General features: G+C 46.9%; 4 protein-coding genes. 1 reads left to right on the forward strand and 3 read right to left on the reverse strand.

Translation table 11 applies throughout. The annotated features are described in order from the left end of the window. Positions 1 to 286 precede the first annotated feature (286 nt). On the forward strand, positions 287 to 1489 hold the full coding sequence (locus B9J84_RS01920) for an iron-containing alcohol dehydrogenase (protein ID WP_017042476.1): 1203 nt from the start codon (positions 287 to 289) through the stop codon (positions 1487 to 1489). Positions 1490 to 1557: 68 nt separating this feature from the next. On the opposite strand, the gene B9J84_RS01925 is transcribed toward B9J84_RS01920, so the two are convergent. Genes B9J84_RS01925 through B9J84_RS01935 form a run of 3 tightly spaced genes read right to left on the reverse strand, consistent with a single transcriptional unit; the run spans position 1558 to position 6941 of the window. Beyond that, positions 1558 to 4362 (reverse strand): Hsp70 family protein, encoded by a 2805-nt coding sequence (locus B9J84_RS01925; RefSeq protein ID WP_094123414.1) that lies wholly within the window; start codon positions 4360 to 4362, stop codon positions 1558 to 1560. A gap of 48 nt (positions 4363 to 4410) precedes the next feature. Next, positions 4411 to 6309 carry an Hsp70 family protein gene (locus B9J84_RS01930; RefSeq protein ID WP_094123415.1) on the reverse strand — a complete coding sequence of 633 codons (1899 nt, stop codon included), beginning with the start codon at positions 6307 to 6309 and terminating at the stop codon, positions 4411 to 4413. Then, positions 6309 to 6941, reverse strand: a complete 633-nt coding sequence (locus tag B9J84_RS01935; protein ID WP_026028849.1) for a DUF2760 domain-containing protein — start codon at positions 6939 to 6941, stop codon at positions 6309 to 6311. Before B9J84_RS01935 ends, B9J84_RS01930 begins: the two co-directional genes overlap by 1 nt. Positions 6942 to 7227: the final 286 nt, after the last annotated feature.

The raw sequence follows: 7227 nt of genomic DNA on the forward strand, positions 1-7227 counted from the left end.
GTACAGGGAATGCACCTCAAAGACGAAAGCCAAACGACGTGTCGATTATTTTATGACACATAAAATTATGTGCAGAGTACTCAGCTAATGATTTCAATTATAAGTATAAAAAGTGAGCGAGGTGGATTTTACAAGGTTTGCATTAAAATGCGAGCTTAAGTTGGCGTTAAATCTAATAATGATCAGCGATTATTTGCCTTATCTTGCAAAATTTGACTTTCTAGGTAGAGATAACTCGTTGTATTGCCTAGTCTAGTTAATAGAACTTCACAACTCGAGACCAATCATGGAGATCAAGTACCAGCAGTGGCAGCATAAGCTATACATGAAAGTGCTCAAATTGGCCGCAGCGATTCTGCCCATCTCCAAGCCAACCTTGTTTATTGGTAAAGAATCGCTCAAGCAACTCTGTTATTCGGTTTCTTTGATGGGTATTGAACGCGTGCTTGTCGTAACAGACCAAGGCATTGAAAAGCTTGGTTATGTAAAAAAACTGACCTTTGAGTTTGAGCGCGTTGGTGTCAGTTGTGTGGTGTTTAACCATGTATTGCCTGATCCTACCTATGATCAAGTTGAAGCCGGCCTCCATCAGTATCGATTGGAGAAGTGCCAAGGCGTTGTCGCTATTGGTGGCGGCTCTTCAATCGATTGTGCAAAAGTGATCGCCGCTTGTGCTACTAACCGCAAGTCGATCAAACGTTTAGTGGGGCTGTTAAAAGTATGGAAAACACCTGCGCCGCTGTTTGTGATCCCAACCACGGCAGGTACGGGCTCTGAAGTGACCGTCATTGCGGTGGTTTCTGACCCTCAAACTCAGCAAAAAACACCGATTACTGACCCGAAACTTGTGCCACTTATTGCAGCGTTAGATCCGATGCTGATGATGGCCTTGCCTACTCATATTACTGCGCAAACGGGGTTGGATGCACTCACGCATGCAGTGGAAGCCTTTATATCACGTAATGCCACGCCAGAGACTGATCGCTATGCCATCGCTGCGGTTAAACTGATCCACGATAACTTGGAAAAAGCGGCGTTCTTTGGCCAAAATTTGACGGCGAGACAAAACATGGCTCTGGCCTCTTATTACGCTGGACTTGCTTTTACCAAAGCCAGTTTAGGGTATACACATGCCATCGCCCATGCGGTTGGGGCGAAATACCATTTCCCGCATGGCTTAGCGAATGCGGTTGTGTTGCCACATGTATTGGAATACTCCAAAGAGGCGGCGAAAGATAAGCTGGCTAAACTGGCCGACGTACTCAAAATAACCGATCCACATTTGACCGATTCAATGAAAGCGGACGCCTTCATTGGGTATGTGAAAGAGCTCAATCACACACTGCATATCCCTAAACAGTTACAGGGGGTCATGCCAGAGCATATTCCAGAATTGGCCAAACAAGCTTTTCGTGAAGCGTTTTGGAATTATCCTGCGCCAAAATACATGCAGCAAACGGATTGCGAAGCGATTTTTAGGAAATTGTAATCTACATTCAGCGTTATTTTTGACCGCTCTCGTGATCATAGCAACGAGAGTGGTCAAATTAGGTCGATTCATTTTTTAAGCAGTATCAACCCACTTGGCAGAGTATCACCAAAGACACGTTTGGATTCTGTGTCAGACAGGTCATGCACTTCATTCACCAAAGTAAACCAAGTTTCTGGAACCTTACTTTGCTTTATCTTGGCTAAAACGAGCTGACGAACATCATCGCTAATATCAAAAAGACGATCTCCTGTCTTGCGGCACATCATTACCGCGGCAAAGGCAATCATCGGTTCTTTTTGCCAGTTTTGATCAAGCAACTTCGGTAACCATTGTTCCACTTGCGCTCTTGGGATGACTGAATGTTGACTACCATACAGTAGCGTCCGAGAGGTTAACCGCCCAACGGCCCACCAGTGTGCTTGTTCACATTGAGTTTGATTAATCGCTTTGTTCAAAAACCACGTTGCAAGTAATACTTTATCTTCCACTTCTAGATGTTCCAGCGAAGCGGCAAGCCGTACCATGGCTTCGTACCCTTTGTCGTGCGCTTCTTGAGCTGATTTTGGATTTTTGATTGCGCTAGGGTGAAGATACTTAGCGATATCCGCTAGAATCGTTTCTTGTTGCTCTTGACTCAGTCCGCCAGCCACACGCCGCCAAAATACCCACCAATCGCTCCAGCCTTGATGATTTTGGAATTGAATACCTTGTTGATACAGATTCCACATCTGTTCCATACGCCAAGGATCAGTTGGATCGCCAAATCCTGGTCGCAGGGCAAATCCAGCCAGACGCAACCAGTTTTTCTCGTGTTGCTCTGAGCGACGTCGACGTTTACGGCCTTGAGAAAATGCATCAAAGAGCGGTCGTAGCGTGGCGAAATCCCATTCATCACGTGGCCCTAAAAGCTTATCTAAATCTTTGCCAAGCGTTTTTATGGCTTGGTTATCAGAGGCTTTTTTATTGCCACTATAAAGGTGTGTGATGAGCGAAATCGCCTCTGACAAGCGAGGATGACGTTGGATTTCACTGTCTGACTCATTGTGATTGCGAACTTCAAACTCAAGTTGCCATCGGTTTTTTTCGTCCTCAACACTGACACATTCAATCTTAAGCGTGCCGACTTCAGTTAATTGACAAGCCAGTTGAACTTCCACTCGTTGCTTTTGGTTAGCATGCAATAGAGCAGCATCATTTCCTTTTAACGCCGTTATATAAGGAGGCAGTGGCGTAAAAAGCTCATGTTCAACAGCCAATAATAGACCATTTTGAACGCGGCGATCAGCAAACATATCGTGAGTCGAGGTCAGGATGTTGAAGCGTACTGGTTCACCTAACGTCAGTGAAAATCGACGGCTGGTTAAGCGTATCTCTTGTCCTTCTTCGGTGCCTTTAGCCAAGACACACAGAGCATGTCCCGCACTGTTTTTTTCAGGCAGGTGTAAAAAATAAGAGCGTGCCGATCCACCGCCGATTTTAAGCTGTGCACCTTGGCGAGCTTTACCATACGCGACAGCACCGAGTGCGACTGCCCAATCAGGGTGAGGATTATCAAGCAGGGTGATCGGTGAACCGCGCCAATCGGTCAATAATTGAGTGATGCGCTTTGTGATAAGCTCACTATTAAATACGCCGCCATTAAGTAGTAATCCAACTGGAATGGCCGTTGCGTTTGACTCTTGCTTGAGCGCAAGGCGAGAAACGGCTTGGTGTTCAGCTAAAAATTCAGCAATATGTTTACTCACGGCAGGGTCGGCTGCGTAGGGCAAACCAAATTCCACCACTGCACTGCGGCGTTTATTTGGACGTTCTTGTACCGAGCAAAGTGGGAAAAAGCCTTTCAGTGCAATGTCATGCAGCTCTTGTTTCGTCAGGGAAATGCTTTTTGCTGCGCCTAATAGCTTTGAACCACTGCCAAGGAGCGTAATTTTTAGCTGCTCTGGGGCTTGGTTTGATAAGAGTTGCTCTTTGACTTGGCGAGTTTGCTGAATTAGTTTGCTCAAACTGGCGGCGGTTAATTTTTTCGAACCGTCAAAGCGTTGCTCAGCTAGATGAGCTAATGCTAAATCAAGGTTGTCACCTCCGAGCATTAAGTGCTCGCCCACGCCAATTCGGTCAAGAGAAAGTGGGTTGTCTACGCTGTGTTTCGCTTCAATTAAACTGAGGTCTGTCGTACCACCGCCCACATCACAAACCAAGATCAAAGGGAGTGATTGCAGTTGCTGTGAGGCACAATGGCGGTGACGTGCGTACCAGTCATAGCAAACGGCTTGTGGCTCTTCAAGTAGTACAATTGAGCTTAAGCCAGCCAGCGTTGCAGCTTCGATGGTGAGCTTACGAGCCGTTTCATCAAATGATGCCGGTACGGTGATAATGACATTTTGATCTTCAAGTCGATGACTTGGATGACGGTAGTTCCATGCTTGCCGGATGTGATTGAGATAACTGGCGCTGGCAATCACAGGGGAAACTTTCTCCACATCGTGAGCGCCTGTCCACGGTAAGATGGCTTGCTTGCGATCAACCCCTTGGTGGGAGAGCCAACTTTTCGCGCTGGATACTTGTCGCCCTTCTACTTTTGCACCTAAATCTCTTGCCCATTGGCCAATAATTACCTCTTTGCTATCGCCCATAACCGGTTCAATTTGCCAAGGGAGCGATAGGGCATCAGGTGCGATCTGCCCGTCGGCTGGGTGATAACGAAATGACGGAAGGAGTGGTTTTCGAACCACTTCACCTGGGCCAATTAATTGGTCGACCTCAAAAAGATGCACGGGTGAGTCTTCTAACGATTCGGTGATTTCACAAAATGCCACCACAGTATTGGTGGTGCCTAAATCGATACCGACGAGAAAGCGAGGAGAAGACATGGAGGCTCCTGAATTTCAAAAACGGCATCCGAAGATGCCGTGTGGGGATTATTGAGTGACTTGAGGATCTTCACGCACATCGAACTCAACGTGCCATGTTTGGCCGTTGTCGGTCGCAATGGCTTCTAAGTGAAGTGTCCCGAGTTCTGTGATCGTTGAGGCTAAGTGAACCGGAACGACTTCGCCTTGTCTACGTCCTTCAGAAACAGGCAAGGTGACGTGGATCTCGGGCAGCTCTACAAGTTCTTCTGGAGCCCAATAATCTAAGTGCATGCCAGCTTCGTCATCGCGGCGTATTGTTGAACCAAAGAATTGAAAATGTACAGGCTCACCAATGACCAATCCAAACTCTTGGCTTGGTACGCGGACACTGCTTCCTTCTTCCATGCCAAATGGAGCGACGCACAAGGCTTCCATCGGTGGTGCGATCCCCGGAATGGCAGGCATAGCACTTTCAATACCGACGTAATAACTCGAGGCTATACCACCGCGAATACGCACACCTTGTCCACGACGAACTGCGCCGTAATACGCTGCGCCGCAGGCGACGGCTAAATCAAGGTCTAAGCCTGTTAAGCGCTTCATCTGTGGTGCTCCCACAGTGCTCAACCAAGCATTAATAGTGCTGAGAAGACGGTTTGCTAATAAATCGGATTTTAACACGCCACCGTTTAGTAAGATGGCGGTCGGTTTGATAAAATCCATCTCCGGAGCTTCGCCCATACCGGGCATGCCAGCAAATGGGTTATCATTCAGAGCGGATGTTTCTAGAGCGGATATGTCGCCACCCATTGCATGGGCTTGTTTTGCCAAGAACGCGGCGATATGGCGGGTAATTCCAGCGTCTTGCGCGTAGGGAAGGCCTATTTGCGTTAATGCGCCACGTGCTTTTTGTACGGGATGATCAGTGATATTCACTTGTGGGAAAAAACCATCGATCAAGGTTTGTTGCACTTCTTGTTGAGTCAATTCGGTTTTAAGCGTTGTACCGAGCAGTTTTGAACCGCGACTTGGTACCACAATCGGTACGGAATGTAGGGCACTGTCATTAAGAAGCGCCTCTTTGGCATCTCGGCAAGCGTGCGTCATCGCTTGTACTTGCCAAGGTGCTAATTCTTTACCTTCTTGCGCCAATTTCATTTTTAAACGGTAAGCAAGGGCAAGGTCCATGTTGTCGCCGCCGAGTAAGATGTGCTCACCAACCGCAATCCGATTGAGCGTTAAGTTACCAGCGTCTTCAGTCACTTCCACTAAGGATAAATCAGTGGTTCCCCCACCAATATCAACCACGAGAACAATGTCACCCACCTTGACTTCATCGCGCCACGCATCGTGGCTATTATCTATCCAACTGTATAAAGCCGCTTGTGGCTCTTCAAGCAGCGTTAATTGCTCAAAACCAACGTTGCGTGCTGCTTCAGCGGTTAAATCTCGGGCGGCTGGATCAAATGAAGCGGGTACTGTTAACGTGACATCTTGTGTAGCTAAGGGGAAGTCAGGGTGAGCGTGATCCCAAGCGCTTTTTAAATGCTCTAGATAATACTCAGTGGCTTTTAATGGAGAGATCTTTTCCACTTCATCGCTGCTACCCACGGGTAAAAATGCATCACGTCGATTGACGCCACCATGACATAGCCATGATTTGGCACTGGCGACTAAACGAATCGGTGTCTTACTGCCAAGGTTGCGCGCAATGGCTCCGACTAAGGCTTTTGGCTCGGCCGACCAAGGCAAAACGCGTGCGGCAGGGCTCATCTCATGTTCATGAGGCTGGTATAAAAACGAGCCTAATTGATGACGGCTTTCAACCGTACCGGGCGCGGTAAGTTGAGGGATGCTCATTACTGAAACGCGAGCGTTTTCATCCTGTGTATCAACATAAGAGAGCACGCAATGTGTTGTGCCTAAGTCAATACCAATACTAAATTTTGGCGCTGTCTGTTCCATTACAATTCAACCTCGGCAGGGGCGATGATTGAAGCATCATACTGTTCAGCCAATTTAGGCAAAGTGATAGCTGTTGCTTTCCAGCCTTTATGGACTAAGGTGCCATTAAAGGGTGCTGAACCCGTCACATTACCCGTTAAGCGAACTTCTTGCGGGTTGAAACCGGCTTCAATGGTAATTCGGCTTTCTTCATCTTCGCCGCGAATGGGCGTGAGCTGAATGTAATCTTGTAGAACTTTTTTACCACCTGCGTGGATCACGCGCGCCGCGGCTCCGACTTCTTCATCCGAAAAGGCGGTGACATCTTCATTTAAGAAGTCAATCAGACGAGCTTCTTGCTGCATTAACGACAAAAGTTGTAGGGCGGAATCGGTTGGCGCTGTCGCTAATTTAGATTCGACTTCAACTACGCGCTCAATCACTTTTTCTACTTCTACGATTTTTTCGACTTCAACAATCGTTTCAACCGGCTTTTCGACTTCGACAATTTTCTCGACAGGTTTTTCAACAACTTTCTCAACGACTTTTGATTTGCGTGATACCACAATGAGAAGTAGCAAAAGGCTTGATGCACTGAGCCCAGCATGCAGCATATCAAAGGTGGTAGGGATCATATTTAAATCGAAGTTCATCACAATTCTCTTTACACAATGAAGTAGGCGTGGGAATTCTCGTGAGCCTACGGTGAATAGACTTAAAAATAGGGGCGCAGCTTACCATATTCAAGGCGAATACAGGATAGAAAGTCCGCATCATCACGTTTAAGCTAAAGTGATTGCTTGCGTTTTGAGCAGTATCAATCATTAATTCTCTATTCTGGTTCAACTTTAAGATTAATTGCTTAATAAATTGGTGACTGGCTATTGATTTACCTACTTTTATAAGAGTAATTTGAGTCCTGAGTCCTGAGTCCTGAGT

Origin of the sequence: Vibrio sp. V03_P4A6T147 (assembly GCF_002241085.1) — a bacterium.
GTDB classification, from domain to species: Bacteria; Pseudomonadota; Gammaproteobacteria; order Enterobacterales; family Vibrionaceae; genus Vibrio; species Vibrio anguillarum.